28 protein-coding genes, 1 tRNA gene and 1 pseudogene are annotated in these 26,385 nt (G+C 63.2%); 11 read left to right on the top strand and 19 right to left on the bottom strand.

Going from position 1 to position 26,385, the window contains the following annotated elements:
* Nucleotides 1-109 precede the first annotated feature (109 nt).
* Entirely contained in the window at nt 110-562 is a 453-nt protein-coding gene (locus EJ078_RS27475) for a MaoC family dehydratase (RefSeq protein ID WP_095826116.1), read from the top strand.
* Nucleotides 562-1,443, top strand: a complete 882-nt coding sequence (locus EJ078_RS27470) for a CoA ester lyase (RefSeq protein ID WP_127324125.1) — start codon at nt 562-564, stop codon at nt 1,441-1,443. Before EJ078_RS27475 ends, EJ078_RS27470 begins: the two co-directional genes overlap by 1 nt.
* Nucleotides 1,444-1,506: 63 nt before the next feature.
* Here the strand turns inward: EJ078_RS27470 and EJ078_RS27465 are convergent, their stop codons facing one another.
* A complete protein-coding gene (locus tag EJ078_RS27465) occupies nt 1,507-2,115 on the bottom strand; it encodes a flavin reductase family protein (protein WP_067328053.1) in 609 nt (202 codons plus the stop codon).
* Between the two features lies 1 nt (nt 2,116).
* The gene (locus EJ078_RS27460) at nt 2,117-2,701 is read right to left on the bottom strand and encodes a nitroreductase (RefSeq protein WP_095802169.1); all 585 of its coding nucleotides are present in this window, start codon (nt 2,699-2,701) and stop codon (nt 2,117-2,119) included.
* A 162-nt stretch (nt 2,702-2,863) separates the two neighbouring features.
* On the opposite strand from EJ078_RS27460, the gene EJ078_RS27455 reads away from it, so the two are divergent.
* Nucleotides 2,864-3,829: a hypothetical protein gene (locus EJ078_RS27455; protein ID WP_095802168.1), complete on the top strand. Its 966-nt coding sequence runs from the start codon at nt 2,864-2,866 to the stop codon at nt 3,827-3,829.
* A 5-nt stretch (nt 3,830-3,834) separates the two neighbouring features.
* Here EJ078_RS27455 and EJ078_RS27450 read toward each other — a convergent pair whose 3' ends face one another.
* From EJ078_RS27450 to EJ078_RS27430, 5 genes and pseudogenes are all read right to left on the bottom strand, one after another.
* Nucleotides 3,835-4,776 (bottom strand): 1-acyl-sn-glycerol-3-phosphate acyltransferase, encoded by a 942-nt coding sequence (locus EJ078_RS27450; protein WP_067328050.1) that lies wholly within the window; start codon nt 4,774-4,776, stop codon nt 3,835-3,837.
* 95 nt (nt 4,777-4,871) lie between these two features.
* Nucleotides 4,872-6,845 (bottom strand): threonine--tRNA ligase, encoded by a 1,974-nt coding sequence (thrS, locus tag EJ078_RS27445; RefSeq protein ID WP_208721680.1) that lies wholly within the window; start codon nt 6,843-6,845, stop codon nt 4,872-4,874.
* Nucleotides 6,846-7,076: 231 nt separating this feature from the next.
* A pseudogene (locus EJ078_RS27440) lies at nt 7,077-7,268 on the bottom strand (class D beta-lactamase); the annotation flags it as partial.
* Nucleotides 7,269-7,410: 142 nt separating this feature from the next.
* Complete coding sequence (gene yidD, locus EJ078_RS27435) at nt 7,411-7,785, bottom strand: membrane protein insertion efficiency factor YidD (RefSeq protein ID WP_127324127.1); 375 nt, start codon at nt 7,783-7,785, stop codon at nt 7,411-7,413.
* Nucleotides 7,786-7,964: 179 nt separating this feature from the next.
* Nucleotides 7,965-8,411, bottom strand: a complete 447-nt coding sequence (locus tag EJ078_RS27430; RefSeq protein ID WP_127403507.1) for an iron-sulfur cluster assembly scaffold protein — start codon at nt 8,409-8,411, stop codon at nt 7,965-7,967.
* A 236-nt stretch (nt 8,412-8,647) separates the two neighbouring features.
* Here EJ078_RS27430 and folE point away from each other — a divergent pair, with 236 nt between their 5' ends.
* The 3 genes from folE (at nt 8,648) to EJ078_RS27415 (ending at nt 10,882) form a co-directional block, all read left to right on the top strand.
* Complete coding sequence (gene folE, locus EJ078_RS27425; protein WP_067328045.1) at nt 8,648-9,274, top strand: GTP cyclohydrolase I FolE; 627 nt, start codon at nt 8,648-8,650, stop codon at nt 9,272-9,274.
* A gap of 93 nt (nt 9,275-9,367) precedes the next feature.
* Entirely contained in the window at nt 9,368-9,826 is a 459-nt protein-coding gene (gene hisI, locus EJ078_RS27420; RefSeq protein WP_127217026.1) for a phosphoribosyl-AMP cyclohydrolase, read from the top strand.
* Nucleotides 9,827-9,910: 84 nt separating this feature from the next.
* The gene (locus EJ078_RS27415) at nt 9,911-10,882 is read left to right on the top strand and encodes a patatin family protein (RefSeq protein ID WP_067000906.1); all 972 of its coding nucleotides are present in this window, start codon (nt 9,911-9,913) and stop codon (nt 10,880-10,882) included.
* Between the two features lie 13 nt (nt 10,883-10,895).
* Here the strand turns inward: EJ078_RS27415 and recJ are convergent, their stop codons facing one another.
* From recJ to EJ078_RS27390, 5 genes are all read right to left on the bottom strand, one after another.
* Nucleotides 10,896-12,680, bottom strand: a complete 1,785-nt coding sequence (gene recJ / locus EJ078_RS27410; protein ID WP_127403508.1) for a single-stranded-DNA-specific exonuclease RecJ — start codon at nt 12,678-12,680, stop codon at nt 10,896-10,898.
* A gap of 140 nt (nt 12,681-12,820) precedes the next feature.
* Nucleotides 12,821-13,804, bottom strand: coding sequence for a class II fructose-bisphosphatase (glpX, locus tag EJ078_RS27405; RefSeq protein WP_127403509.1), 984 nt, complete (start codon nt 13,802-13,804; stop codon nt 12,821-12,823).
* 148 nt (nt 13,805-13,952) lie between these two features.
* Nucleotides 13,953-15,266 (bottom strand): homoserine dehydrogenase, encoded by a 1,314-nt coding sequence (locus tag EJ078_RS27400; protein ID WP_095802163.1) that lies wholly within the window; start codon nt 15,264-15,266, stop codon nt 13,953-13,955.
* Between the two features lie 47 nt (nt 15,267-15,313).
* The gene (locus EJ078_RS27395; protein ID WP_067000132.1) at nt 15,314-16,531 is read right to left on the bottom strand and encodes an LL-diaminopimelate aminotransferase; all 1,218 of its coding nucleotides are present in this window, start codon (nt 16,529-16,531) and stop codon (nt 15,314-15,316) included.
* Between the two features lie 49 nt (nt 16,532-16,580).
* A complete protein-coding gene (locus EJ078_RS27390) occupies nt 16,581-16,991 on the bottom strand; it encodes a hypothetical protein (RefSeq protein ID WP_164750703.1) in 411 nt (136 codons plus the stop codon).
* Nucleotides 16,992-17,088: 97 nt separating this feature from the next.
* Here EJ078_RS27390 and phaC point away from each other — a divergent pair, with 97 nt between their 5' ends.
* From phaC to EJ078_RS27375, 3 genes are all read left to right on the top strand, one after another.
* On the top strand, nt 17,089-18,930 hold the full coding sequence (gene phaC / locus EJ078_RS27385) for a class I poly(R)-hydroxyalkanoic acid synthase (RefSeq protein ID WP_127240968.1): 1,842 nt from the start codon (nt 17,089-17,091) through the stop codon (nt 18,928-18,930).
* Between the two features lie 265 nt (nt 18,931-19,195).
* Nucleotides 19,196-20,422, top strand: coding sequence for a YcbK family protein (locus tag EJ078_RS27380; protein ID WP_245458975.1), 1,227 nt, complete (start codon nt 19,196-19,198; stop codon nt 20,420-20,422).
* Between the two features lie 137 nt (nt 20,423-20,559).
* Nucleotides 20,560-20,634 (top strand) — tRNA-Glu (locus EJ078_RS27375).
* Nucleotides 20,635-20,814: 180 nt separating this feature from the next.
* On the opposite strand, the gene EJ078_RS27370 is transcribed toward EJ078_RS27375, so the two are convergent.
* The 3 genes from EJ078_RS27370 to EJ078_RS27360 form a co-directional block, all read right to left on the bottom strand.
* Nucleotides 20,815-21,096: a hypothetical protein gene (locus EJ078_RS27370; protein ID WP_127216544.1), complete on the bottom strand. Its 282-nt coding sequence runs from the start codon at nt 21,094-21,096 to the stop codon at nt 20,815-20,817.
* Between the two features lie 739 nt (nt 21,097-21,835).
* Entirely contained in the window at nt 21,836-22,009 is a 174-nt protein-coding gene (locus EJ078_RS27365) for a hypothetical protein (protein ID WP_164750586.1), read from the bottom strand.
* A gap of 161 nt (nt 22,010-22,170) precedes the next feature.
* Entirely contained in the window at nt 22,171-22,725 is a 555-nt protein-coding gene (locus EJ078_RS27360) for a hypothetical protein (RefSeq protein ID WP_127216542.1), read from the bottom strand.
* A 144-nt stretch (nt 22,726-22,869) separates the two neighbouring features.
* On the opposite strand from EJ078_RS27360, the gene EJ078_RS27355 reads away from it, so the two are divergent.
* Nucleotides 22,870-23,556: an aspartyl/asparaginyl beta-hydroxylase domain-containing protein gene (locus EJ078_RS27355; protein ID WP_067325331.1), complete on the top strand. Its 687-nt coding sequence runs from the start codon at nt 22,870-22,872 to the stop codon at nt 23,554-23,556.
* Between the two features lie 4 nt (nt 23,557-23,560).
* Here the strand turns inward: EJ078_RS27355 and EJ078_RS27350 are convergent, their stop codons facing one another.
* Nucleotides 23,561-23,866, bottom strand: coding sequence for a DUF982 domain-containing protein (locus EJ078_RS27350; protein WP_067325334.1), 306 nt, complete (start codon nt 23,864-23,866; stop codon nt 23,561-23,563).
* 186 nt (nt 23,867-24,052) lie between these two features.
* A complete protein-coding gene (locus EJ078_RS27345; RefSeq protein ID WP_127216541.1) occupies nt 24,053-24,310 on the bottom strand; it encodes a hypothetical protein in 258 nt (85 codons plus the stop codon).
* A 260-nt stretch (nt 24,311-24,570) separates the two neighbouring features.
* Here EJ078_RS27345 and map point away from each other — a divergent pair, with 260 nt between their 5' ends.
* Nucleotides 24,571-25,398 (top strand): type I methionyl aminopeptidase, encoded by an 828-nt coding sequence (map, locus tag EJ078_RS27340; protein ID WP_127216540.1) that lies wholly within the window; start codon nt 24,571-24,573, stop codon nt 25,396-25,398.
* 53 nt (nt 25,399-25,451) lie between these two features.
* Here the strand turns inward: map and EJ078_RS30580 are convergent, their stop codons facing one another.
* Nucleotides 25,452-26,000: a substrate-binding domain-containing protein gene (locus EJ078_RS30580; protein WP_245457144.1), complete on the bottom strand. Its 549-nt coding sequence runs from the start codon at nt 25,998-26,000 to the stop codon at nt 25,452-25,454.
* Complete coding sequence (locus EJ078_RS30575; protein WP_245457142.1) at nt 25,991-26,380, bottom strand: LysR family transcriptional regulator; 390 nt, start codon at nt 26,378-26,380, stop codon at nt 25,991-25,993. The genes EJ078_RS30580 and EJ078_RS30575 overlap by 10 nt, the downstream gene beginning before the upstream one ends.
* Nucleotides 26,381-26,385 lie beyond the last annotated feature (5 nt).

Below are 26,385 nucleotides of genomic sequence, written 5' to 3'. Positions count from 1 at the left end.
GGGAACGGTAAGCTGAAAATGGTTTACGAACGGTTCACCATGTTTCTTAACCGGCTTGATGGCTTTGCAACCAACGCCTATCAAACAGGAATAGCGGAGGAGATCGACCATGGCCGGGCTTTATCTGGAGGAGTTCGTCGCCGGCCGCGTCTTCCGGCACACGCTGCGCAAGACCGTCACCGAAAGCGACAACATGCTGTTCTCGGTGATGACGCTGAACCCGCAGCCGCTCCACATCGACTTCGACTTCGCCGCGAAGAGCGAATGGGGCAAGCCCTTGGTCAATTCGCTGTTCACGCTCGGCCTGATGATCGGCATCTCGGTGAACGATATCACCGTCGGCACCACTGTCGCCAATCTCGGCATGAAGGAGACCGTCTTCCCGCACCCGGTTTTCCACGGCGACACCATTCGCGTCGAGACGACGGTCGTTTCGGTGCGCGAGTCCAGGTCGAAGCCCGATCGCGGCATCGTCGAATTCGAGCACCGCGCCTATAATCAGAACGATGTTCTTGTCGCCAAATGCACGAGGCAGGCGATGATGATGAAGAAGGCGTCCTGATGCGCTCGCTGCTCTTCGTGCCGGGCGATTCCGAGCGCAAGCTGGAAAAGGGCTTTGGCGCCGGCGCCGACGTGGTCATCGTCGACCTTGAGGATTCGGTCGCCGCCGGCAACAAGGCGGCCGCCCGCAAAGTCGCGGCGAACCTCATCGCCGGCCACCGACAGCAGACCAGCTCCGACATCTACGTACGCGTCAACGATCTGTCGACCGGCCTGACCGACGATGATCTTGCGGCGCTCGTCCCGGTGAAACCCGACGGCATCATGCTGCCGAAGTCGAACAGCGGACAGGATGTCCAGCAGCTCGCGGCCAAGCTTCGGGTGCACGAGGCCGAAAGCGGCTTGCCGGATGGCGGCATAAAGATCCTGCCGATCATCACCGAAACCGCATCCGGCCTGCTGGCTGCCGCGAGCTACGCCGGAGCAAGCAGCCGGCTTGCCGGACTTACCTGGGGCGCAGAAGATCTGTCGGCCGCAATCGGCGCGCGTTCGGCGCGCGACGAGAGCGGCCGCTACACCGACGTCTTCCGCCTGGCGCGCGCGACGACCATCCTGGCCGCCGGAGCGGCGGAAATCGCCGCGATCGATACCGTCTTTCCGGATTTCCGCGACATGGCCGCTTTCGAAGCCGAATGCAGAGAAGCCGAGCGCGACGGCTTTACCGGCAAGATGGCGATCCATCCGGCGCAGGTGCCGGTCATCAACGCCGCTTTCACGCCGTCGCCGGAAGCGGTCGAACGATCGCGGGCGATCGTCGACGCCTTCGCGGCGGCGGGAAATCCGGGCGTCGTCGGCATCGACGGCAAGATGTATGATCGGCCGCACCTGCGGCTTGCGGAGCGGCTGCTGGCACGAGCGAGAGCGGCGGGACTTTCAGCCTGAACCGCCAATTGCCAGACCATGGGGATCAGTTTGTAGCGGACGTGAGCCGTGTAGCCCTTTCGGTTAATCCTTGCTCCAGCGCGGCCGCCGCATCGAGAAAATCTCGTTCACGCTGGCATAGTCCATATAGCCGAGCCGGGCGACATTGCCGGCCCTGACGATGTCGAACAGGCCGTCCCTGAGATAAGCATCGTCGATGTGGACCCCGACGACCTCGCCGGCGACGACGATGGCGCTGGTCTCGGCGCCATCCAGTGCCCGCGGCCGAAATATCTCGGTCACCTTGCATTCGAGGGCGGCGGGCGCTTCCGCCACGCGCGGCGGCGCGACGAGGCGCGACGGCGCCATGGCGAGATCGGCATAGGCGAACTCGCTGACGCCGCGCGGCGCATCGACGGCGGTGCGGTTCATCTTCTCGGCAAGCTCGCGGCTGACGAGATTGGCGACGAATTCGCCGGTTTCTTCAGCGAAGGTGGCGCTGTCCTTCGCGCCTTCGGATGAGAACCAGACGATGAAAGGCCGCGTCGAAAAGGCATTGAAGAAGGAATAGGGCGCCAGGTTGATCTCACCGGCCTTGTTCAATGTCGAGATCCATCCGATCGGGCGGGGTGCAACGATCGCCTTCGACGGATCGTGCGGCAGGCCGTGCCCCTTGGATGGCTCGTAGAACATCTCAGCCGGCCCACGGCCCGGCATAATCGGCATAGAGCTTCGCCGGATCGGGCCGCGGCCGCTCCGGCGCCGGTCCCTGGTACGAGCCGATATGGACGAAGCCGATGACGCGCTCCTGCGGCGACAGCCCGAGGATCGCCCTGCCCTCCGCAACGTCGGAATACCAGTTGCTGATCATGTTGGTGCCATAGCCCAGCGCGTTGGCCGCGATCATCAGATTCATAGCCGCCATTCCACCCGACAGGAACATCTCCCATTGCGGGATCTTTGGGTTCTCCCGCGGCACGGAGACGACGCCGATCACCAGCGGGGCGCGCGAGAAGCGCGCCAGTTCCTGGTTGCGGCGCCCCTCCGGCAACGGTCCTTCGCGCTGCTCGGCAAGCACCGCGAGCTTCTTGCCGATCTCGACCCGCGCCTCGCCGCGGTAGACGATAAACCGCCAGGGCTCGAGGCGGCCATGGTCTGGTACCCGCGATGCCGCGGCGATCATCGTGGCGATTTCCGCATCGCTCGGCGCCGGCTCCTTGAGGTCCGGAATCGGCGCTGAACTGCGGGTCAGCAGGAAGTCGATGATCGGCGACGCCATGGGCGCAAGTCTCCTAGCATTCGATTTTGAGCTGAAGCGCGCCATCGGGAGATCGGGCGGCTCGGGCAATGGCGCAATTATACGCCGGATAAAGAGCCCTGGCGGAGGGCGGCAGGCTCTTGAGCCTTGAAATTGCCACCGCCTTGGGCTTCAACGCAAGGCATGTTTGAGGGGACTCTGCGCCTTTTCGTGGTCGGGCTCATCGCCGCGTTGCTTGCGGTGCCGGTTTCGTTCGCGCTGGCCCAGAACGCCAACGATGTCGGCAATATCAAGTTGCCGGGCATTTCGAGCTATGCGACGCCGAAGAGCGAGCGGTCGCTGGCGCTTGGCAGCGGCGGAGCGATCACCCTTTCTGCGCAACTGACCGACAAGGGCGCCGACATCACCCGCGGCATCGTCTGGCGCGTCTTCAAGCCGGAACCGGCCAGCGACGGCAAGCTGCCGATGGTCGCGTCCGCGCATGGCGGCACGGCGGTGTTCCAGCTCGACCCCGGCAGCTACCTGGTCCACGCCTCTTACGGACGGGCCGGCGCCACCAAGCGCATCACCGTCGGCAAGGACGCAAAGCGAGAGAGCCTCGTTCTCGATGCCGGCGGCTTGAAGCTCGATGCGGTGACGTCCGGCGGCGCGCACATCGCGCCAAAGAAGCTCCGCTTCGCGATCTATGAGGGCCAGGCCGAGGCCAATGGCGACCGCGCGCTGATCGCCCCCGATGTCGAGCCGAACACGGTGGTGCGGCTGAATGCAGGCACCTACCATGTCGTCTCCACCTATGGCGCGGTCAACGCCGTGATCCGCTCCGATATCCGCGTCGAGGCCGGCAAGCTGACCGAGGCCACCGTCGAGCACCGCGCGGCCGAGATGACGATGAAGCTGGTGCGCGAGCCCGGCGGCGAAGCCATTGCCGACACCTCCTGGTCGCTGCTCAATGAATCCGGCGATCCGATCAAGGAAGCCGTCGGCGCCTTCGCCTCGATGGTGCTGGCCGAAGGCCAATACACCATCATCGCCAAGAACCGCGACCGCATCTACCAGAAGGATTTCACCGTCGTGGCCGGCCAGAACCAGGAAATCGAGGTCGTGGCCAACGAATCGTCCGCCATCGATCCCGAGGAGGGCGCGGACTAAGCTGCTCAGGCGGCTTTGCGCATCCGCTTGGTTAGAAACGGCGTGCGTCCGCGCCGCGCCGCCGCCGGAGCGAGATCGAAAACCGCTTGGTAGAGCCTGTCGAGCAGCGCCTTGCGGTCGCGCAACGGTTCGAGCTCGCTCCACTTCAGCACATCGCCGATGCGCACCTCGATCGCCTTGCCCGACAGCCGGGCGAATTCGCGGATTAATAGGGAGGTGCGCAGCGTCAGCGACGCCTTGCCGACGAATTTCGCCACGCGGTTGTCGCGCTCGGCCATGTTCATCGGCCCACTGACGAGATGGAACAGACGGCCGTTCTGGCCGGAGAAATGCAAAGGGATGACCGAGGCCTTGGCCTCCTGGATGAGCTTGGCCGGAAACATCTTCCACGGCAGGTCGATCGCCCGGCCGAACCCCTTCGGCGCCGTGGCGACGCCGCCGGCCGGAAAAACGACGATGGTGACGCCTGCCTTCAACAGCCGCACCGCCTCGTGGCGCACGGCCATGTTGTTCTTCAGCGCTTCCTTGGTCTCGGAAAAATCGATCGGCAGCGAATAGGCTTCCATCTCGCGGATCCTGAGCAGGTCCTTGTGGATCATGACCCGGAACGGACGGCCGAGCTGCTCGGCGAGCGACAGCACTGCAATGCCGTCGCCGATGCCGAAGGGATGGTTGGCGACGATCACCAGCGGACTAGCCGGCACATTTGCCGGCGGCCAACGGCCGGCGTGGTGCACCCTGACGTCGATCAAGTCCAGCATGCGGCTGAACACACGTTCGCCCGTTGGAGCGACCTGGCGCCGCCACAAGTCGTAGAGCACGGCAAAGCGGTCGCGGCCCGACAGGCCTTCGACGGAATGGATGAACCACCGCGTCAGCGCCGGCTGATGCCGGTTGGCGTAGGAGAGCTCGGGAAACGGCCTTCCCCGCGGTTTCAGCTTGAGCATGGCGGCTCGGTTACAAGGTTGGCGTGACAGGCGTGTGAAGATGGCGGTGGACTATGTGCCACCGCCATTCGAGAAGCGATTGGAGATTAACGATTTTAGGCCGCGCGGCGCTTGCGGTCCGGAGAGACGGCCTCGTCCGCCAGCAATTTCACGGCGTCGCCGAGCTTCAGCGATTCCTGGTCGCGGGAGCCGAGACGGCGGACATTGACGGTTTCCTCTTCCGCCTCCCGCTTGCCGCAAACGAGAATGACCGGAACCTTGGCCAGGCTGTGCTCGCGCACCTTGTAGTTGATCTTCTCGTTGCGCAGATCGGTTTCGGCGAGCAGCCCCGCAGCCTTCAGCCGCTCGACCACTTTCGTGGCATACTCATCCGCGTCGGAGGTGATCGTCGCCACCACCACCTGCAGCGGCGCGAACCACAGCGGGAAATGGCCGGAATAGTTCTCGATCAGGATGCCGAGGAAGCGTTCCATCGAGCCGCACACCGCGCGATGCACCATGACCGGCTGCTTCTTCTCCGAATCCGAGCCGATATAGAAGGCGCCGAAGCGTTCCGGCAGGTTGAAGTCGACCTGGGTGGTGCCGCACTGCCATTCGCGGCCGATGGCGTCCTTCAGCACATATTCGAACTTCGGCCCGTAGAAGGCACCCTCGCCCGGATTGACCGAGGTCTTGATGCGATTGCCGGAGCGCGTGCGGATCGTCTCCAGCACATTGCTCATGATCGCCTCGGCATGATCCCAGGCCTCGTCTGTGCCGACGCGCTTGTCGGGCCGCGTCGACAGCTTCACCGCGACCTCGTCGAAGCCGAAATCGGCATAGGTCGACAAGATTAGATCGTTGATGCGCAGGCATTCCGCGGCGAGTTGCTCCTCGGTGCAGAAGATATGCGCATCGTCCTGAGTGAAGCCGCGCACACGCATCAGCCCATGCAGCGCGCCCGACGGTTCGTAGCGGTGCACATTGCCGAACTCCGCAAGCTTTACGGGCAGTTCACGGTAAGACTTCAACCCATGCTTGAAGATCTGCACATGGCCGGGGCAGTTCATCGGCTTCAGCGCGAAGACGCGGTCGTCGTCGGTGTCGTCACCGGCAACCGTCACCTTGAACATCGCGTCGCGATACCAGCCCCAGTGGCCGGACGTCTCCCACAGGCTCTTGTCCAGCACCTGCGGCGCGTTGACTTCCTGGTAGCCGTGCTCGTCGATGCGGCGGCGCATGTAGTTGACCAGGTTCTGGAACATCTTCCAGCCCTTGGCGTGCCAGAAGACGACGCCCGGTCCCTCCTCCTGAAAATGGAACAAATCCATCTCGCGGCCGAGCTTGCGATGATCGCGCTTCTCGGCTTCCTCCAGCAGCATCTGGTATGCCTCGAGCTGCGCCTGGTCGGCAAAGGCGGTACCGTAGATGCGCGTCAGCATCGGGTTGTTGGAATCGCCGCGCCAATAGGCGCCCGCCACCTTCATCAACTTGAAGGCGTTGCCGATCTGCCCGGTCGAAGCCATGTGCGGACCGCGGCAGAGATCGAACCAGTCGCCCTGCGCGTAGATCTTGATATCCTGATCCTCGGGGATAGCGTCGATCAGCTCGACCTTGTAGCGCTCGCCCTTGTCGGCAAAGACCTTCTTCGCCTTCTCGCGCGACCACACTTCCTTGGTGAACGGCCTGTTGCGGGCGATGATCTCGCGCATCTTCTTCTCGATCAGCGGGAAATCGTCCGGGGTGAACGGCTCGTTGCGCGCGAAGTCGTAATAGAACCCGTTCTCGATCACCGGCCCGATGGTCACCTGCGTTCCTGGCCAAAGTTCCTGCACCGCCTCGGCCAGCACGTGCGCCGCGTCGTGGCGGATGAGTTCCAGCGCGCGCGGATCCTCGCGGGTGATGATCTCGACCTTGCCGGACCCGCCGAGCGGATCGGAAAGATCGCGGAGGGTGCCGTCGAGGCTATAGGCAACAGCCTTTTTCGCCAGCGATTTGGAGATCGATTCGGCAAGGGCGGCGCCGGTCATCGCGGCGTCGTACTCGCGGACGGAACCATCGGGAAATGTCAGGGAGACGGAATTCAGCATCATCAGAGTTGTCCTATCCAGTCCCGCAAACGAGCGCGGGTGGTAGATGCATGTCGCAGGAATGTGCTGGAGCATGCAGGGTTGGCCGGAGGCGCCAATCACTTGGACGCTGGCGGGCGGCAGTCTTTTATGAGGAGTTTCCGCCGCCGTAAAGCCGCAAGCCGTTCTATTTGATGAGCCCGGGAAGATCGTTCAGGAAGCCGCCCGCGTCGCGAGCCCCTTCGGCAAGATCGAAGCCGGGCTGACGCGCTCGTCGCGGAAGCCATCCTGGCAAAGCGTCGAGCCGCTCGCCGAGTCCTCGATCAAAGTGCAGTGGATGTCTTTGAGCGGCGCTGACTGCGCCCGCATCGGCAGGCCGAGAATCCAGGCCAGCAGGAACAGAATAATGGCAATGAAGAACGGATAGCGGTCCATATGGCGCATCGAAGCTCACTCCGGGAAAGGGATTACGCGGAGCGGCTTAGCGAGGCCTCTTGTCTCGATTTTGTCTCAAATTGGCAGTGTTTGTGCAGGCTGACGTTAACCCTACCGGATCGTAAACACGGGCTGCGAAGCGCTGACATAGTCAGCCATCTGCGTCGCCGTGCTTCCTGCCGATCTGCCAATAGCGCCACGGCATGAACCAGACATAGCGCGGCGCAAGCGTCTCCGGCACGCGGTCGATGCCATGCGTCCCGAACGGCCCACAACGCGAGACCCGGAACAGCGCCAGCCAGCCCCCGGTCCACAATCCATGGCGGGCGATTGCCTCATGCGCGTATTCGGAACAGGTCGGCAGATGCCGGCAGCTATTGCCGACGAAGCCGGAAAGCGTCAACTGGTAGAGGCGCACGAGCGACGTGCCGAGGACGCGGCCCGGCGTCTTGCGCCAGGGTCCCTGCCAGTTTCGCCCATGCCGGACCGGCCGGACACCATGGATATGTCCTGGATGGTCTCCCATCCGCACTTCTCCGCAGCCAGCTTCCTTGTGCGTTAGATGTGGGTTTCGAGCCGGGAACGCAACGACCTTTTATCGGTCATCGCGGGGAAGGCCGGACGGGACGCCGGTCGGTCCACTCGACATGGCGCCGGGATACCAAGCGAGTTCGCCATAACAGGCAAGCAGCCAGGAGATCGCCCTCAAGCCGCCTCGCTGGCGCGCTTCTTCTCGATCTGGCCGATCGCGTCGACCACTGCATCGAAGGTCAGCATGGTCGAGGCGTGACGTGCCTTGTAGTCGCGCACCGGCTCCAGATATTTCAGATCGGCGAACCGGCCTTCCGGCGGCGCGCCGTTTTCCTTGAGCATCTTCAGCATGGTCTCGCGCACGGCGCGCAGCTCGTCGGCGTTTGCGCCGATGACATGCCGGGCCATGATCGAGGAGGATGCCTGACCAAGCGCGCAGGCCTTCACGTCATGAGCGAAATCGGTCACCACGTCGCCATCCATTTTGAGGTCGACGGTGACGGTCGAGCCGCACAGTTTGGAATGCGCTCTGGCGGTCGCATCGGGGTGGTCGAGCCGGCCGATCTTGGCGATGTTTCCGGCGAAGCTCAGGATTTTCGCATTGTAGACGTCGTCGATCATTTTTTTCCAATCCGTCGCCGCCAAGCGAACAGGCTTTGCCGTTGTTGCGTCTTCCTTTCGCTGTGCACGACCATATATAATGATGGCAGCCGGGCATCGACAAGGCAAACTCAAGCCATTGTCATTGCTCATCTGTTCACGCCGCTTACGGGCTGGAAACCGGGCGAGTTTCACCCGAAAGGTCGTGGTCCGTTCAACTCGTCCCACCTCTGAGTGGGACTACGGGAGACGCCTTTATGGATGCCGTCATCAAGAAACTCATGCCCCCTTCCTCCTATATGGAGAAGCCTGTCACCGATCGCCCAAGCGAGGCCGAGGTCGAAGCCGCCGTGCGCACGCTTTTGCGCTGGACCGGCGACAATCCTGATCGCGAGGGCCTAGTCGACACGCCGAAGCGCGTCACCAAGGCTTTTCGCGAGATGTTCAACGGCTATGACATGTGCCCGGCCGAGGAGCTTGGCCGCACTTTCGAGGAAGTGGCCGGCTATGACGATCTCGTCATCGTCAGGGACATCAAGTTCCACTCCCATTGCGAGCACCACATGGTGCCGATCATCGGCAAGGCGCATGTCGGCTACCTGCCGGACGGCAAGGTCGTGGGTCTGTCCAAGATCGCACGCGTCGTCGACATCTTCGCCCATCGCCTGCAGACGCAGGAAGCGATGACGGCGCAGATCGCAGGCGTCATCCAGGACGTGCTCAACCCGCGCGGCGTCGCCGTCATGATCGAGGCCGAGCATATGTGCATGGCCATGCGCGGCATCCGCAAGCAGGACTCGACCACGCTCACCTCGACCTTCACCGGCGTCTTCAAGGACACGCCCGAGGAACAGGTGCGCTTCGTCACCATGGTGCGTGCCTGATCGCCGCCTGCTGCCGGCCTTCAGACCATGGTCCCGAAAAGCGGGACCCGGTTTTCGGATAAGATCATGGTCCAACAAAAAGTCGAACCGGCAATGTCGGCACTGCAATTTCCCAAAGCCCCGGCAGACAAGAAGGCGCTGGAGGAAGGCACCGTCCTTTCTCCGCGCTTCGAGGCTGCCGGCCTCGTGACCGTCGTCGTCACCGACGCCGGCGACGGTATGGTTTTGATGGTCGCGCATATGAATGCCGAGGCGCTGGCGCTGACGCTCGAAACCGGCATCGCCCACTACTGGTCGCGTTCCCGCAACGCGCTGTGGAAAAAGGGCGAGACGTCGGGCAACGTCCAGCGCGTCGTCGAGATGCGCACGGATTGTGACCAGGACGCGATTTGGTTGAGCGTCAAAGTATTGGGCCAGGACGCAACTTGTCACACCGGTAGGCGTTCCTGCTTTTATCGGACGGTGGGGCTCAGCGACGGCAAGGCGGTGCTTGCCGACGATGGCAGCAAGCCGCTGTTCGATGCGCAAGAAACGTATCGGAAGCCGGTGTGAACCATTCGATATTCACAAACCACTCATATTCACTATTCTCAAACATCCTTGTGATAGAAGGGACACGGGACAAGGGAGATCATGATGCTCGAATGGGCGTCATTGCGCAGCAGACCTGACGTTCAGGAGGCCAACGGCCTTGCATCGTCCGGCGGCGTGCTCGATCCGAAATCGGCGAAGAAGATGGGCATCTCGCTGGCGCTCGGCGGCGGCTGTGCGCGTGGCTGGGCCCATATCGGCGTGCTGCGCGCGCTGGACGAAGCGGGCATCGAAGTTTCGATGATCGCAGGCACGTCGATCGGCGCGCTGGTCGGCGGCTGCTATCTTGCCGGCAAATTGGACGAACTGGAAGAGTTCGCCAGAAGCCTGACCAAGCGGCGCCTCTTCGGACTGCTCGATCTCAATCTGCGCGGCAGCGGCCTGTTCGGCGGCATGAAGCTCGATGCGCGGCTGCGCGAACATGTCGACGGTATCCGTTTTGAGGAACTGTCGAAGCCCTTCGTCGCCGTCGCTTCCGAAATCCGCACCGGCCACGAAATCTGGCTGTCGAAAGGTTCGCTCATCACCGCCATGCGCGCGTCCTACGCGTTGCCCGGCGTCTTCGAGCCCGTGAACTGCAACGGGCGCGTGCTGGTCGACGGCGCGCTGGTCAATCCGGTGCCGGTCTCGGTCTGCCGTGCTTACGAGCAGCCGCTGGTCGTTGCCGTCAACCTCCACTACGATCTGTTTGGGCGTGCCGCCGTGATCAAGCACAGCGCGGGCGAACTCGTCATCGAGAACGACGCGCCGCGTCCCGGTCAGGTCAATCCCCAGCACCCGCCGCACCAGACCCGCCTCGGCATCACCGGCGTCATGGTCGAGGCCTTCAACATCATCCAGGACCGGATTTCGCGCGCCAGGCTCGCCGGCGATCCGCCCGACATGTCGCTGCAGCCGAAGCTCAGCCATATCGGACTGACCGAGTTCCACCGCGCCGACGAGGCGATCCGCATCGGCTATCAGGCGACCATGTCCCAGATCAGCGAATTGCGGCGGCTGCAGACGGTGCTCGCCTGATCCGAAGCGTCAGTCAAGCAATCGCGGCATCTGTGATGCGAAATTGCACTGAGCGGTTGCCGTTCCAGTAATTGCCCGACAGCGAACCGGCTATGTGCACGGTCTTGCCCCTGTTCTTGAACAGGAATTCGCCGAGCGCGGTGTCGACGGCGCGGAACGCGATCGCCTGGAGGTTGCCGCCGCTTTGCGACTGCAGGTCGGCGCGGATGTGGTTGGTGCCGATCGGCCGCGCATCGATAAGTCGGTGGCGCGGCAGCACAAACACCGGCGCGATGTGTCCGGCGCCGAACGGGCCGGCTTTCTCCAGCGCGTCGAGAAGCGCCAGCGTCGCGCCCTCGGCGGCTAAGGCGCCGTCAATCGCGAGGCTTTCCTCGCTCTGCAGCCGGAACACATCCGCCGCAGCGCGCTCCTCGAAGAAAGCCCGAAGCGCGCCGAGCTTGGCACGTTCCACGGTGATGCCTGCCGCCATGCCGTGACCGCCGCCCTTGGCGATCAAGCCGGCCTGCGCCGCCTCGCGCACCAGCCGGCCGAGATCGAAACCGGAGACCGAGCGCCCCGAGCCGGTGCCGATCCCATTGGCATTGAAGGCGATGGCGAAAGCGGGACGGCGCGCATGTTCCTTGAGCCGCGAGGCCAGCAGCCCGACGATGCCGGGATGCCAGCTGTTGCTGGCGGTCACGACGATGCCAGGGCCGGTGCCGCCGGCAAGCTCCGCATCGGCCTCGGCGCGCGCCTGCGCCAGCATCTCCAGTTCCATCTGCTGCCGTTCCTGGTTCAGCCGGTCGAGCGTCTCGGCAATGCTTGCGGCTTCAACAGGATCCTCGGTGGCAAGCAGCCTGCTGCCGAGCGCGGCATCGCCGATGCGCCCGCCGGCATTGATGCGCGGCCCGATCAGATAGGCGAGATGGAAGGTGTTTATCGGCTCGCCGATGCGCGAGACCCGCGCAAGCGCCGCCAGCCCCTCATTCTTCTGCTGGCGCGCCGCCTGCAGCCCCTTGACTACGAAAGCGCGGTTGACGCCGGTGAGCGGCACCACGTCGCAAACGGTCGCCAGCGCGGCAAGGTCGAGCAGCGAAAGCAGATCGACCGGCGCGGCGTTCGGCAACCGTTCGCGAAGCACCCTCGCCGTCTGGACCAGGCACAGGAAGACCACACCGGCGGCGCAGAGATGCCCCTGCCCCGAAAGGTCGTCCTCCCGATTCGGATTGACCACCGCGTCCGCCGCCGGCAGCGGTCCGCCGACCTGGTGATGGTCGAGCACCACGACATCGGCGCCGGCATCTTTCGCCGCCTCGATCGACACGGCGCTGTTAGTGCCGCAGTCGACGGTGACGATCAGCTTCGCGCCGCGCGAGATCAGTTCGCGCATGGCTTCCGGATTCGGGCCGTAGCCTTCGAAGATGCGGTCGGGGATATAGATCTCGGACGGCACCGAAAAATGCGCCAGGAAGCGCTTCAGCAGCGCCGACGACGCGGCGCCGTCGACATCATAGTCGCCGAAGATCGCCACCTTCTCGCCGGCCACGACCGCATCCGCGATGCGCGCCGCCGCCTTCTCCATGTCGGTCAGCGAGGCCGGGTTCGGCAAAAGCTCGCGAATGGTCGGATCGAGGAAGCGCTCGGTCTGCTCGACCGTCACGCCGCGCCCAGCCAGCACCCTTGCGACGATGTCCGGCACGCCATGACCCTGCGCGATGGCCAAAGCGGCCATGTCCTGCCGCTCGGTCAGCCGGTGCTCCCAGGAAACACCAGTCGCCGACTGCCTGACATCGAGGAAGAAGCGTCTCTCGCCCATCATGAGACGCGCCGTCTGCACACCATCTTTCGGCAGATATCAAGATGCGACAGCCCTAGCAATTGCGGGAAAGCGAACCACCCCGGAAAACTGTGGAAGGGCGCTCCGGCCGTAATTGCGCGAAAGTGTCTACAAGGACGAAATCAGAACTTTTCCAGATCCTGGTGACGAGCCTTGATCTCGCGCACTGTGCGCGAGGACGAGCGCAGCACGATGGTGTGAGTGGTGATGAAGGTGCGCCCGAACTTCACCCCGCCGAGCAGATTGCCGTCGGTGACGCCGGTCGCCGCGAACAGCACGTCGCCGCGCGCCATGTCCTGCGCGCGATAGACCCGCTTCGGATCCGAAATGCCCATCTTTTCGGCCCGTGCAATCTTCTCCGGCGTGTCGAGGATCAGCCGGCCCTGCATCTGTCCGCCCGTGCAGCGAAGCGCCGCCGCGGCCAGCACCCCTTCCGGCGCGCCGCCGGTACCGAGATAGATGTCGATGCCGGTCTCTTCCGGATCGGTGGTGTGGATGACGCCGGCGACGTCGCCGTCGCCGATCAGCCGGATGGCGGCGCCCGTGGCCCGCACCGCGTCGATCAGCTTGGCATGGCGCGGCCGGTCGAGGATGCAGGCGGTGATGTCGGGCACCGCCACGCCCTTGGCCTTGGCGAGATTGGCGATGTTCTCGGCCGGCGGCGCGTCGATGTCGATCAGGCTGTCCGGGTATCCCGGCCCGATGGCGATCTTGTCCATGTAGACGTCGGGCGCGAACAGCAGGCTGCCCTTTTCCGCGATGGCGATGACGGCAAGCGCGTTGGGCAGGTTCTTGGCGCAGATCGTCGTGCCTTCGAGCGGATCGAGCGCGATGTCGACCACCGGGCCTTTGCCGGTGCCGACCTCTTCGCCGATATAGAGCATCGGCGCCTCGTCGCGCTCGCCCTCGCCGATGACCACGGTTCCCTTGATGGGCAACCGGTTGAGTTCCTGGCGCATCGCATCGACCGCGACCTGGTCGGCCGCCTTCTCATCGCCGCGACCGCGCAGCCTGGCAGCGGCGACCGCGGCCCTTTCGGTCACACGCACCACTTCCATGGTGAGGATACGATCGAGGCCGGCTGCGATGTTTTGGGCCATGTTCATGGATGGGCATTCCTCGTTGAAACTGCGCTTTGCCTCCCGCCAGAGGCGCGCTTCTTCTGGCAAAGCTCCATGACAACGGCAAGACTTGCCAAGTCACTTTTTGAAATGGCAGCAATATCAATCGATTAAAGGTTAAGTATGACTCGAACTATTCCGCCCGCTCGATACGGATCACCTGCGGCTTGTCGGTGAGATGGCCGTCCTTGGTGACGCCTTCGACCGCCTTGCGCACCGCCGCTTCCGTTGTCTCGTGGGTGACGAGGATGACGGTCTTCTGCGCTTCGGTAGCCGGCCCGGCCGCCTGCTGGACGATCGATTCCAGGGAAATATCGTTGTCGGCCATGCGCTTGGCGATCGCGGCGAAGACGCCGATGCGGTCGTGCACGGTGAGCCGGATGAAATAGCCGCCGGCATGGCTGCGCATCTGCGCTTTCCTGTAGGGCTTCAATTCCTTCGCCGGCCAGCCGAAGACCGGCCCGTGCTGGAAGCCCGGCCGGCTCTTGGCGATATCGGCAATGTCGCCGACCACCGCCGAGGCGGTGGCATTGCCGCCGGCGCCGGGGCCGGAGAGCAAAAGCTCGCCCAGGATGTCGGTCTCGATCGCCACGGCATTGGTGACGCCATGCACCTGCGCGATGACCGAGGCCGTCGGCACCATGGTCGGATGCACGCGCTGCTCGATGCCGCTGTCGGTGCGCTGCGCGACGCCGAGCAGCTTGATGCGATAGCCGAGCTCGGCTGCGGCGCGAATGTCGGCCTGGGTGATGTTGGAGATGCCCTCCATGTAAATGTCGTTGGCGGCGATCTTCGTGCCGAACGCAAGGCTGGTCAGGATCGACAGCTTGTGCGCCGTGTCATGGCCTTCGATGTCGAAGGTCGGGTCCGCTTCGGCATAGCCGAGGCGCTGCGCGTCCTTGAGGCAGGCATCGAAAGAGATGCCTTCGGCCTCCATGCGGGTCAGAATGTAGTTGCAGGTGCCGTTGAGGATACCGAAGACGCGGGTGACCTGGTTGCCGGCCATCGCCTCGCGCATCGTCTTGATGACCGGGATGCCGCCGGCCACCGCAGCCTCGTAGTTGAGCAGCACGCCCTTCTTCTCGGCGATCTCGGCGAGTTGCACGCCGTGCTTGGCCAACAGCGCCTTGTTGGCCGTCACGACATGGCGGCCGGCCTCGAGCGCCGCCTTCACCGATGCACGCGCTGGCCCTTCGTCGCCGCCGATCAGCTCGACGAAGACATCAATGTCGGCCTTCTCGGCCATCTTCGCGGCATCGTCGAACCATTTGGTGTCGCCCAGATCGACACCGCGGTCCCGCTTCGGATCGCGCGCCGAAACCGCTGTGACGACAATGTCGCGACCGCACTGGCGGGTGAGCTCGGCGGCCTTGTCGTTGAGCACGCGCGCCACCGAGGCGCCCACCGTGCCAAGGCCGGCAATTCCAACACGCAACGCTTCAGCCATGTCCGGCGACGCCCCTCAAAGATTGGTCGGTGTGATGTGCGGTGAATTCAGCGGCGGGCGGTGAGCGGCACAACATTGTTGGGCTGCTTGGCGGTCGAGGCCAGGAAGCGCTTGATGTTGCGCGCCGCCTGGCGGATCCGGTGCTCGTTCTCGACCAGCGCCACACGAACGAAATCGTCGCCGTGCTCACCGAAGCCGATGCCCGGCGCCACCGCCACGTCGGCGTGCTCGATGAGCAGCTTGGAGAATTCGAGCGAGCCGAGCTGGCGGAACTGTTCCGGGATCGGCGCCCAGGCGAACATCGAGGCCGCCGGCGCCGGAATGGTCCAGCCGGCACGGCCGAAGGAATCGACCATCACATCGCGCCGCTTGTGATAGACCTCGCGCACCTCGGCGATGTCGGCACCGTCGCCGTTGAGCGCATGCGCCGCCGCCACCTGGATCGGCGTGAAGGCGCCGTAGTCGAGATAGGATTTGACGCGCGTCAGCGCCGCGATCAGCCGCTCGTTGCCGACCGCGAAGCCCATGCGCCAGCCGGGCATGGAAAAAGTCTTCGACATCGAGGTGAACTCGACGCAGACATCCATCGCCCCTGGAACCTGGAGCACCGAAGGCGGCGGATTGCCGTCGAAATAGATCTCGGAATAGGCAAGGTCCGACAGGATGATGATGTCGTTCTTCTTCGCGAAGGCGACCACGTCCTTGTAGAAATCGAGCGAGGCGACAAGCGCCGTCGGGTTCGACGGATAGTTGAGGATCAGCGCCAGCGGCCTCGGAATCGAGTGGCGGATGCCGCGCTCGACCGCCGGGATGAAGCCGTCATCCGGTTCCACCTGCAGCGACCGGATGACGCCGCCCGACATGATGAAGCCGAAGGCGTGGATCGGATAGGTCGGATTGGGGCACAGGATGACGTCGCCGGGCGCGGTGATCGCCTGCGCCATGTTGGCAAAGCCCTCCTTCGAGCCGAGCGTCGCCACCACTTGCGTGTCGGGATTGAGCTTCACGCCGAAGCGGCGGGCATAGTAGTTCGCCTGGGCGCGGCGGAGGCCCGGAATGCCGCGCGAGGACGAATAGCGATGCGTGCGCGGATCGCGCACCACTTCGCATAATTTGTCGACGATGGCCTTCGGCGTCGGCAGGTCCGGATTGCCCATGCCAAGGTCGATAATGTCGGCACCGCGCGAGCGGGCGCTGGCCTTCAGCCGATTGACCTGCTCGAACACGTAAGGCGGAAGCCGGCGGACCTTGTGAAATTCTTCCATTGGAGTTCCAGACGATCAAAGGGGGCGCTTTTCGGCGCGCGATATAGACCTAATTGCAGTTAGGGTCGAGGGCGGGATCGCATTTGCCTTCGATCTGCTTCAGCGCATCGTCCCCATGCGTCCTGGCGAGCGTGTTCAGCGCCGCCGTATTGGCGGCTGGCTTCGCGCGGCCGCCCTTGGCAAGCTGCGCCTGCTGCTCGGCCTTGAGCTGGGCAAGCTTGGCGGCAGTCTCTTCCTTCGTCAGTTGCTTGGCGGCTACCGGCGGCGGAATGTTAAGGTTCGGATAGGAGCCGGTGTCCTTCGGCCCCTCGGTCACCGCGGTCGGCCTCGCATTGCTGGCGTTGCTGCTGGTCTCGCAGCCGCCCGCGAGCAACGGCGTGCACAGCACCGCGGCTGCGGTGGCGATGCGGCAAATCGAACCGGCGCCGAGAAAATAAGTCCCGCCAACATTAATCGTCATATTGTTTTCCTGGCAGCCGGGTTAGAGCGTGTTGGACCCGGTCAGATGTCCCATGGTAATATGTCAAGAAAACGCTCCGGGAGGAACCCCGCGAACCATGTCCAAAGCGCCCGATTCGGACAAAGCGGAAAATGGCGGACCTTCGACCGTCGAACAATATCTGGTGAAAGATCCCGAACGCTTCGCGTTGAACATGGCGCGCATGATCGAGCAGGCCGGCAAGGCGGCCTCCGCCTGGGCCGAGCCGCGCGAAAAGGGTGAAGTGCGCGACCACGTCGCCGAACCCGTGGTCGACATGGTCAAGACCTTCTCCAAGCTCTCGGAATACTGGCTGGCCGACCCGCAGCGCGCGCTTGAAGCGCAGACGCGTCTGTTCGCCGGCTACATGACGGTCTGGGCGAACGCCATTCAGAAGGTCAGCCCCAGCCCCAACGCCGAAGCCCCCGAGGACGCGGTCAAGCCCGAGCGCGGCGACAAGCGCTTCCAGGATCCGGAATGGGGCCGCAATGCCTTCTTCGACTTCCTGAAACAGGCCTATCTCGTCACCTCGCGCTGGGCCTCCGATCTCGTCGATCATGCCGAGGGCCTGGACGAGCACACCCGCCACAAGGCGAGCTTCTACGTCAAGCAAGTGTCCAACGCCATCGCGCCGTCGAATTTCATTCTGACCAATCCCGAGCTGTTTCGCGAGACCGTCGCCTCCAACGGCGAGAATTTGGTGCGCGGCATGAAGATGCTGGCCGAGGACATCGCCGCCGGCAGGGGCGACCTGAAGCTGCGCCAGGCGGACTACGCGCCGTTCGAGATCGGCAAGAACATCGCCACGACACCCGGCAAGGTGATCGGCCGCAGCGATGTCGCCGAGATCATCCAATACGATCCGACGACGGAGACGGTGCTGAAGCGCCCCCTGCTCATTTGCCCGCCCTGGATCAATAAATACTATATCCTCGACCTCAACCCGCAGAAGTCCTTCATCCGCTGGGCCATCGAGCAGGGCCACACGGTCTTCGTCATCTCCTGGATCAACCCGGACGAGCGCCACGGCGCCAAAGGCTGGGAGGCCTATATCCGCGAGGGCCTGCAATATGGCCTCGACATGGTCGAGAAGGCGACCGGCGAGAAGGAGGTCAACGCTATCGGCTATTGCGTCGGCGGCACGCTATTGGCCGCGGCGCTCGCGCTGTTGGCGCAGGAAGGCGACCACCGCATCAGGTCGGCGACCTTCTTCACCACCCAGGTCGACTTCACCTATGCCGGCGATCTCAAGGTCTTCGTCGACGAGGACCAGGTTGCCGCGGTCGAGCGATCGATGAACGAAAAGGGCTATCTCGACGGCACCAAGATGGCGACCGCCTTCAACATGCTGCGCTCGGGCGACCTGATCTGGCCTTATGTCATCAACAACTATATGCGCGGCAAGGACCCGCTGCCCTTCGACCTGCTCTACTGGAATGCCGATTCGACCCGCATGGCGGCGGCCAACCATTCCTTCTATCTGCGCAATTGCTATCTCGAGAACAATCTCTCCCGCGGCACGATGGAGCTTGCCGGCCGCACCGTCTCGCTGGCCGACATCACGATCCCCGTCTACAACCTCGCCACGAAGGAAGACCACATCGCGCCGGCGCTCTCGGTGTTCCTCGGCTCGCGCTATTTCGGTGGCGACGTCGAATATGTCATCGCGGGCTCCGGCCACATCGCCGGCGTCGTCAATCCGCCGGCGGCGCACAAGTACCAGTACTGGACCGGCGGCAAGCCGGTGGGGGATTTCAGCACCTGGTTCGCCGGCGCGCACGAGCATGCCGGCTCATGGTGGACGCACTGGCAGCACTGGATCGAAAGCCAGGACAACATCCATGTGCCCGCCCGCAAACCGGGCAAGCGTATGAAAACCTTGGGGGACGCGCCGGGCACCTATGTCAAGGTGCGTGTGTAACCGGCTGTAATGTCTGGTGAGTTGACGGGCCGCCCAAACAGGGCGAAATGGTGATGTTAATCGTTTTCGTAGCCTCAGTCCGCCTGCAGACAAACAATAAATCCGAGGCTTTGCAGATCGATACAGATCCCGTTTCCGGTTCGGGAACAGGAGGTCGCCGCCAGAGGCACTGGAGCGCCGCGGCGACGACAACCGGATGCCGAGGGGGAATTTTATTTTGAAATCAGCAGGTTGGCGCCTCGCACGAAGGGAAAGCCGCAGCATCGTGGCAGCGCTTTTATCCGTGCTTCTGGCCTCCTGCACCTCGACCGGCGACCCGACGACGTCGGTCGTCACGCCCGCCTACAATTCAACCGCCACAGAGATGAGCGCGGCTTCCAGCGCCCAGTCCGCGGCGTCGGCCGATTCGACCTCGCAGGCGGCGTCGACCTCCCCGGCATCCCCAGAGGCGGCATCGACCGTGATGGGCGAAGACGACAAACCGTTGCCTGAAAAAGTTGCCTATGTGCCGGAAACCCGGCCCGGAGCAGCCTTCCCCGCGGTAGCGGTTCCTGCTGACGCCGGCTCGATCGCCGGCAACACGCCGCAACCGCTGGTACATCCGCCGCAGACGGCAGAGGAGACGAAAGCGGCCGCCGACAAAGTCGCTGCCGGCGATGCCGCCGCGGTCGCATCGCAAGCGCAGGCGACCGTGCAGGCGATGAGCAAAGGCGTCTACGTGACAGCGGGCGAGCCCCAGCAGCAGCCGATCGCCGCGCCGAAGAAGGGGCTGTTTGCTTCTCTGTTCAGCACCACGCCGGCCTCGGCCGCGCCTGCCCCGCTGATCAACACGCGCTCCAGCGACCAGCCCGCCGCCCAGGCCAAGACCACGTCGCCGGCGACAAAGCCGATCGTCACCCTCGCCTCCGCGACCCCGGGCGACAAGCCGGTGCAACTGGCTTCCCTCGGTGACGACAGCAGCAACCACATCACCGGCGCCGATGCCTTGCCCGGCGTGCGCCAGACGGCGCTGTTCGAGATCAAGCGCAAGTCCGGCATCGACGACGAGAGCGACGTCGATCTCAACGAGGACGAAGGCGGCGGCTCCTACCAGGTGGCGTCGGCCGCCGGTATGGCAAGGCTCGCGCCCAACGGCCTCTTGAGACAGAACGAAAGTGTCGACGTCGCCTGCCTGAAGCCTTCGCTGGTGCGCGTGCTGAAGACGATCGAGGGTCATTTCGGCCGCAAGATGATCGTCACCTCCGGCTATCGCGACCCTGCCCGCAACCGCCGCGCCAACGGCGCCAAGAACTCGCTGCACATGTACTGCGCCGCCGCTGACATCCAGGCGCCCGGCGTCTCCAAGTGGGAGCTGGCGAGCTATGTGCGGTCGATGCCCGGCCGCGGCGGCGTCGGAACCTACTGCCACACCGAATCCGTCCATGTCGACGTCGGCCCCGAGCGCGACTGGAACTGGCGCTGCCGCCGACGCGGCGGCGGTGGCGACAACTGAGCGGCTTACCTGCTTCGGTCGAACTGTTTCCGGTTGCCAAACATGCGTTTTGCAGGCTCGCGAAAAAAGTTGTCGCATGTGGCGGCAGATGGGTTGCCGGTTGCGAACAACGCAATTATAAGCCGCTTCGTCTGAGCGCGCCCATCGTCTAGCGGTTAGGACACCGCCCTTTCACGGCGGTAACAGGGGTTCGATTCCCCTTGGGCGTACCAGCAGATGTCAGCGACTTAGCACCCTCTCCCGGCAAATCATCCATAACGTCAAATAGCGACTGCGTATTTCGGCCGACGGTGACCGCGAAATAGGCCCGCTCTGCGAATCCGTAGCGGCTCGTGTCATCCGGTGGCGCTTTTCATAACGTGAACGCCTTCCAGCGCTCCTCGAGTCAGACATTATGGCTCAAGCAGTGCGAAACCATATAGCGCCCACAACTGCTCACATTCTCTCGCCCTGAGGCTCGGTGTTCCTGCTTTTCCGTAAAACACCATCGCTCCGCGAACTCCGTATCCAAGCACGGATGCATTCGCAACGAACTGGATAGCTTCCCCCAGGCGCATGGTGCCGATCTTGGCATCAGTCTTGTTGGCGAGGTCGACGACTCCAAGGATCTCAGCGTCAGTGTTCCTGGCTTCGAGAACAGCATCCGAAGTCGCACTGGTGACGCTAAAAGGCATCGTATTAGCCTCTGCTAATAATAACAGCGAACTAACGCGTCTTGTTCCCGAGGATCGACAGGCCCGGCCACCGAGGTCGCCGGGAATTGCCTCGTATTTTAGCAACATCTGAAACAAAGGGATTTCGCGAGCGTTTAAAGCTCCACAAAGGAGCTTCGACGATGGACCCGGCTACGGCAGCGGTGATGGTTTTGCTTTCGTGCAGCCCAGGCGAGGCTTCGATCTGCAAACCGCTTAATACGGCGCCTCGGGTTTTCGCCTCCCTCAACGAATGCCGTGCCTCATTGGCAGATGAACTCGCCGGCGCTCCTAGCGGAAGAATGGTCGGCCGATGCCAGGTGGTCGATCCGACCATCACGGGCTCTTTGCCAGCCGGCTATACGACAGTTACGGTTTCGCGCGGCGAGAGCGTTGTCAGGTATATTGTTCCGCACAAGGAATAGCCGGGCCACCTAAGCAGCCGAGCCTCGTCCGAAGAGTATCGATCAGCAGCCCGTCTATTTCCGCCGCCAAACATTCTCCTCCCGAGCCAAGACGAAGCAGTGGAGTGGTCGATATCAATCCGGTAGGGATCGCCGTGCAGGGTTTCTATCGGGTGGGCTAGGAATCGCGCAGCAAGATCGACTTGGGCCAGCTTCGCCTTGACCTCTGCGGCTCGGTCGGTGATGACATCAGCACGCTGCGGATTTGTCCTTCCTGCCCAACAGGCGGCTTGAGCCGGCTCTACGCTGAAATTTCGTCAGATACCGTCCCAAGTGTTGGAAGAAAGATACTTGGTGGTCGGCATAACTGCCCAGCCGAAATCCATTTGCATTTCGCGTGGCGGGCCGTTCAGCATCCGCGTCGCTTTTTGGGCATCATGCGCATATTTCAGGGCCGCTCCCATGCGGTTGAGCGTTTTTAAGATCGACATGGCTCATCATCCTTCCATGTGCCGAAGCCGTCCCGCGAGCGATCTTCGGCTGCTTTCGATCGGTACTAGATGGTCGATGATTGTTTCCGCCGCGTCGCACGCAAGCTCACGGGCTGTAACCAAACAGCTGCCCCTGAAACGCTCGCACACAACCAAGCTGGTCAGAAGGTTTTGAGGTGATCGGAGTTGTCCCAGGCATCCCACGCACAGGGAGCGTGTGCCGTTGCCTCCTCGAAACAAAGCCGAAATTGCACACCATCAGATCGAAACATGATCGCTGCAAAAACGGCGTCGACCGGCACTGCCGGAAATGAGAGCAAAGGGAAACTCAAATGACCAACATCGTTCGTAATGCAATTCTGGCTACTGTCGCGGTTTTCAGCTTGGCCGGTGCGGCTTATGCTCAGCAGCAGACCATCACTTCTTGCAGCAATCACGATGGCTACTGGAACCAGTGCCTGGGTGCCGCAAACAACGGCCACGAGAGCGGCGGCCGCGGACACGATCGCCACTGATTGACGATCGGGTTCTGATAAATGCCTCGCCGGCAAGTAGCCGGCGGGGCTTTTGTGCGTTCTGGCAACCTCTTTGATCACAGGACGCCGCGCAGCGGCCCAATCGCCCCCGGTGTGTCCTGAACTGCACGACGGCGGCTGCAGCCGACCTAGCCGCTGGCGCTGAGACGCCACGATCGACAGCACGACGCCCGAAGTCATCGAGGCGTCACGACTGGTCCGCAGATGACATCCAAGACGCAGTGATACAAAACCGAACCTCTGCCTGACGCTTCGGAACAAATCTCCGTGATCCATAGCTGAAAGCAATCGTGCACTATATTATAACATGGTCGAGGCGATGCGATGTCGAACGTCTACGATCTTGGAAGCGATCTGGTGCGTCGTATCTATGAAAAACGCATAGATGCACCGGCGATTCTTGATGCCTCCACGCATTTTCCCAACGCGACAAAGTTCGCGGCCGTCTGGCAGAGTATTCGCGATGAAGCGCTGTCGGTGCAACTGAACCGGGTGCCGCGTTTTCACGACATCATGCCGGAACAGGCCGAGATTTCGGCCAATGACGGCCTCGATTGGCGCATGTTCGTGCTTAAGGCCTACGACATGACGATCCCGGAAAACCTTGGGAAGATGCCTACCCTGAGCCGGTTGCTGTCGGAATGCCCCGAGGTCAAATCGGCGGCTGTTTCATTCCTGGCGCCGCGCAAGCACATCCCGCCCCACCGCGGCCCCTTTCGCGGCATCATGAGGTTTCATCTCGGCCTTGTCATTCCGAAACTGGCGGACGGCCGCCCGGCAACGATCATGATGATCAACCATGAGGAAAAGCGGATCGCCGACGGCGAATGCCTGCTGTGGGACGACACTTTCGAGCACGAGGTCATGAACAGCGCCGATCAAGCGCGTATCGCCTTGTTGCTTGATGTGTGGCGCCCGGAGATGCCGCTGGACATGGAGGTCCTGTCCAGGTTGATCGTTCGCGGCGTGCAGTTGGGAATGCACTACAGAGGAGTATCTTTCGCCGGGTGAAGCGTCACGCCCTCGCTTCCCGAAACCCTCTTGCGCTGCCGCCGCGCTTCAGCGGCAACATCATGTCCCTTGCGAGCAAACCGCTGACCCGGCAGAAGACCATGAAGGCCCGGCACGCCTCCTCGGCGCTCGCCACATCGACGGTCGCGCCGAAGCAGGCGTTAAACGCGGCGTCATAAAGCTTGCCCTGCCGGCGCTTCGGCCAGTTCTGCAGGAAATCGAGCGCCTGCTCGACGCTGTAAATTTCCTCGACCGGCAGGCCGGGCGCGGGCGTGATGCGCACCGGCACCTCGAATTGCAGTCTGTCCATTCCCTGTCTCCCGAACTGGCGCAGCGGAGCAACGCCCGTTCGTTCTGAAAAGTTCTTTGACCGGCTTTTGACGCAGGAATGTGACCTCAGTGGGGTGCGGGCCCGGCGACTGCCACTGCAAATCGGCGCCCTAGCCACATCGTTCGACCGGGCGATGCAACCGGCATCGCCCTGTCGAGGTTGCGTCTACTGGTTCGGCTGGTCCGTCTCCGCCTCATAGGCCATGCGCGAGACCACCACCAGCAGATAGTCGGACGGCACGGCGAAGATGACGCCGAGCACGAGGGCCTGCGCCTTGCCGGCGATCCTCAGCCAGGCAAGCGTTTCGCCCTGCCGCATCGCGCTGATGCCGGCGCCGCCCGGGGCAGACGCTGTCGAGGCGGAGACCTCGGCCTGGCGAAGCTCACCAGCGCAAGCGCAAGCAGCGCCATCAGGGCCGAGCACGCGGTCCTGCTTGGCAGCAGCGTCGATCTTGCGCGTTCCGGTGCCGTCAACGGGCGTAAATCTCCTGAATCCTGACCCGGCTACCTCAAGGGATGGTGCAAGGAAAGCTTCGCGACACCCAGACGCGCCCGCCCAGCGAATATTCCCTCGGCAAACCGGTTGCAGGCACTTCGTCCTTGAACCTTGCGGCTTCCAGTGCCAAATCTGGAGAAAATTTCCGCACCGGCTCGCGTCAGGAGCCAACCCGCGAACGGACAAGAATGGTTACCTATCTCGACGCCGCAACGGCCCCCTTGAGAAACACCGGCCAGATCCGCCTCTATGGCGAGGAAGGGTTTGCGGGCATGCGCAAGGCCTGCGATCTCACCGCGCGCTGTCTCGACGAGCTTGTGTCGATGGTGAAGCCCGGCGTCACCACCGAGACCATCGACCGTTTCGTCTTCGAGTTCGGCATGGATCACGGCGCGTTGCCGGCCACGCTCAACTATCGCGGCTACACCAAATCGTCCTGCACTTCGATCAATCACGTGGTCTGCCACGGCATTCCCGACAACAAGCCGCTCAAGGACGGCGACATCGTCAACATCGACGTCACCTACATCCTCGACGGCTGGCACGGCGATTCCTCGCGCATGTATCCGGTCGGCACGATCAAGCGCGCCGCCGAGCGCCTGCTCGAGGTGACTTACGAATGCCTGATGCGCGGCATCGCCGCAATCAGGCCGGGCGCTCGCACCGGCGCGATCGGCGCCGCTATCCAAACCTATGCCGAGGCCGAGCGCTGCTCGGTGGTGCGCGACTTCTGTGGCCACGGCGTCGGCCAGCTTTTCCATGACGCGCCGAACATCCTGCATTACGGCACCGCCGGCGAAGGCGTCGAGATGCGGTCCGGCATGATCTTCACCGTCGAGCCGATGATCAATCTCGGCCGCCCGCATGTGAAGGTGCTCTCTGACGGCTGGACGGCGGTGACGCGCGACCGTTCGCTGTCGGCACAGTACGAGCATACGATCGGCGTCACCGATAGCGGCTGCGAGATCTTCACGCTGTCGCCAAAGAAGCTCGACCGCCCCGGTTTGCCGGATTAGTCTGCCGCAGGCACGGCATCGGCAGGATTCCCTATTTGGCAAGGCCACTTAGGCTATCGAAGCCCGGCAACATCACCAAGCCCGGCTCCGGTCAGAAGTGCGGACCTGAGGCACATGGCTGCCGGCAACAAGGGTTTGTCGAGCCGTCGGGCAAGATAGATCCAGCTCTTCGTCGTCCCATTTTCACCAAGCGCAGCGGCTGAAAGCTGCACGAGCCGCTCTTCGACAAGATCCTGCGCGATCAACCAAAGTGGAAGCCGCCCCCAGCCGATGCCTGCTCTGATCAACGCCAGTTTCGCCTCCTGGCTACCCACCCGCCACTTGCGCTGGGAGAGCACGCCATAGTCGCGGCCATGGGAGCGAGGAGAAGCGTCCATCAGCACGATCTGGATGTGATCGGCCAGCTCTGGCGTACTCACCCGGCCTTTCTTCGCTATCAAGGCCAGAGCGTGCCCAGCACCGACGACCGCCGCCATCGACAGCGGCGCAAGGGAATCGAATTCCAGGCGCGGATCGCGCAGGTCTTCGCCCACCGATATCGCGAGGTCGACCGTGCCTTGCAGGAGGCAATCGATCGGTTCCCCAAGGGTACCTATCTGCAACCGGACGCCAACCGTCGGATAGGTGGCGTGGAGGGCTTCAAGAGCCTGCCGACGGCCGGCAATGGAACAAGCGTGTCCACCATCAGCGCAAGCTCGATTTCAATGCCGCTGCCCATACCCTGCGCCTTCGCGCGCAGCAGATCGGCGCGTAGAACCAGCGAGCGACAGTCGTCCAGCAGGGCCCGTCCGTCCGAGGTCAAGGTCGGCCGACGAGTCGACCGGTCGAACAGGACCGTCTTGAGTTCGGTCTCCAGATTGGCAATCGCGTGGCTTACCGCCGACTGGGCGCGACCGAGCCGCATGGAGGCCAGGCGAAAGCTACCCGCGTCCGCCACGGTTAGGAACATCCGCATCTGATCGAGAGTGAGCGCGTCGAGCATGATCG

It is taken from the genome of Mesorhizobium sp. M1A.F.Ca.IN.022.06.1.1, from assembly GCF_003952605.1.
Classification (GTDB): Bacteria; Pseudomonadota; Alphaproteobacteria; order Rhizobiales; family Rhizobiaceae; genus Mesorhizobium.
This window is presented reverse-complemented; position numbering and strand designations above follow the sequence as displayed.